Source organism: Nguyenibacter vanlangensis (assembly GCF_013376155.1).
Taxonomy (GTDB): Bacteria; Pseudomonadota; Alphaproteobacteria; order Acetobacterales; family Acetobacteraceae; genus Gluconacetobacter; species Gluconacetobacter vanlangensis.
In genome coordinates this window covers 1-1777 of the sequence record NZ_JABXXP010000580.1, presented here as the reverse complement: position 1 = coordinate 1777, position 1777 = coordinate 1, and the positions used below count along the sequence as shown (strand labels likewise).

The following is a 1777-nucleotide window of genomic DNA, read 5'->3' as shown; positions in this document are numbered from 1 at the left end:
GCCCGCCGGAATCCGCCGCGGGATCGGCGCCGCCCACGCGCAGCGCGGCCGAAAGCTGCGCCAGGCCGTTGCTCTCGCTGGCCAGGACCCGGCACGCGACCGCGATGTCGGACAGAAGCCGATCATGGGCCGGGCCGGCGCCGGTATCGTCATGCAACGCGGATTGGGTCATGCCGCCTGTGTATTGCCATGATGGCCGGGCTCGTCAACGGAGCCGAAGGGCGAACCGCCGCCACCTTTCATGCCCGGTGGGCGAAGATGTCCGGCTCCTCATAGCCCAGCAGGTCCAGCCGCGCCCGCGCCGGCAGGAAATCATAGCAGGCCTGGGCGAGCGCGCGCCGTCCCTCGCGGTGCAGCAGCGCCTCCAGCTTCGCCCACAGCGCGTGCAGGTGCAGCACGTCCGACGCGGCATAGGCCTGCTGCTCGGGCGTCAGCACGGCCGCGCCCCAGTCCGAGGTCTGCTGCTGCTTGCTCAGGTCCACGCCCAGCAATTCGCGGCACAGATGCGCCAGCCCGTGCCGGTCGGTGAAGGTGCGCACCAGCTTGGAGGCGATCTTGGTGCAGATCACCGGCGCCACGGTCACGCCCAGCGCGTGCTGCAGGATCGCCACGTCGAACCGTGCGAAATGCATCAGCTTGATGACCGTGCGGTCGGCCATCAGCCGTGCCAGGTTGGGGCTGGGCGTGCCAGGCAGGATCTGCACCAGGTGCGCGTTGCCGTCGCCCGCGGAAATCTGCACCAGGCACAGCCGGTCGCGATGCGGGTTCAGCCCCATGGCCTCGGTATCCACCGCGATCGTCCCGTGGAACGAGACATCGTCCGGCAGGTCGCCGCGATGCAACTGGATCGAAGGAGACGTGGTGGTCATAGAAGGCATCCATCCAGGGCGCAAAAAAACGACGACGCTAGAATCAACTTGGTGGCCTGCCGATCCGAGAAATTCTGACAAGAGTTTCGCGGGCAAGACCTGGGGCACAGGACCTTGGGGCAATCGCGCCATGCCGGACATATAATGGCGGTGCCGAGAATGTGCGAGGGGGACATCGCAAACGGGCGCGCCGCCGGCGATGCCGGCGTGCCGCGACCCATGAAGCGTGATGGTGCCCAGAAGAAGACTCGAACTTCCACGACCTTGCGGCCACAGGTACCTGAAACCTGCGCGTCTACCAATTCCGCCATCTGGGCTCAGAAGGCCCCCGTTTCCGGGGTGGTGAGGGGCGTTTACTCCGGAACGCCGGGTCGGTCAACAGGGTGTGTTTGCACATTTTTTTCCGGTGCGGCGTATCGTGGCGTCCGGCCGGAAACGACAAAAAAGGCGGCCGCCTGACGCGGTCGCCTGCACGGATCCTTTCGGATCGGATAAGAATGGTGCCCAGAAGAAGACTCGAACTTCCACGACCTTGCGGCCACAGGTACCTGAAACCTGCGCGTCTACCAATTCCGCCATCTGGGCTCAGAAGGCCCCCGTCTCCGGGGTGGTGAGGGGCCGTTTACTCCCTGGCCCCGGGCCGGTCAACATGGCTTTGCCGATTCATGTCGTTTTTGTTGCGCCGGCTTGTTGCGCAGGGCCTTGTCGCAGGGGGCGGGGGCGTTCAGGGGGCAACCGCCTGTAGGATCGGCCGTTTCCGGCCTGCACGGCAGGAGGGGCACATGGCGACGCGACGCGTGGCGACCGTCATCGGCGGATCGGGATTCCTGGGGCGCCATGTCGTCCAGCGCCTGGCGGAGGACGGGTACGTGGTGCGGGTGGTCGGCCGGCGCGCCGATCGCGCGGCG

The 1777-nt window shown here is 66.7% G+C and carries 2 protein-coding genes and 2 tRNA genes; 1 reads left to right on the top strand and 3 read right to left on the bottom strand.

Annotation, left to right across the window (positions count from 1 at the left end; translation table 11 throughout):
- Positions 1–239: 239 nt before the first annotated feature.
- From HUK84_RS16885 to HUK84_RS16875, 3 genes are all read right to left on the bottom strand, one after another.
- Positions 240–878: a ribonuclease D gene (locus tag HUK84_RS16885; RefSeq protein ID WP_176641309.1), complete on the bottom strand. Its 639-nt coding sequence runs from the start codon at positions 876–878 to the stop codon at positions 240–242.
- A 221-nt stretch (positions 879–1099) separates the two neighbouring features.
- Positions 1100–1186, bottom strand: a tRNA-Leu gene (locus HUK84_RS16880).
- Positions 1187–1367: 181 nt separating this feature from the next.
- Positions 1368–1454, bottom strand: a tRNA-Leu gene (locus HUK84_RS16875).
- An 80-nt stretch (positions 1455–1534) separates the two neighbouring features.
- Between HUK84_RS16875 and HUK84_RS23805 the strand changes: the two genes are divergently transcribed.
- Positions 1535–1777 (top strand): NAD-dependent epimerase/dehydratase family protein (locus HUK84_RS23805; protein ID WP_374729381.1); only part of this gene is annotated, 243 nt, incomplete at its 3' end.

What these genes read in the sequence shown, in the direction of transcription:
- HUK84_RS16885 (WP_176641309.1), bottom strand. Translation starts at nt 878, where the DNA reads ATGCCTTCTATGACCACCACGTCTCCTTCGATCCAGTTGCATCGCGGC.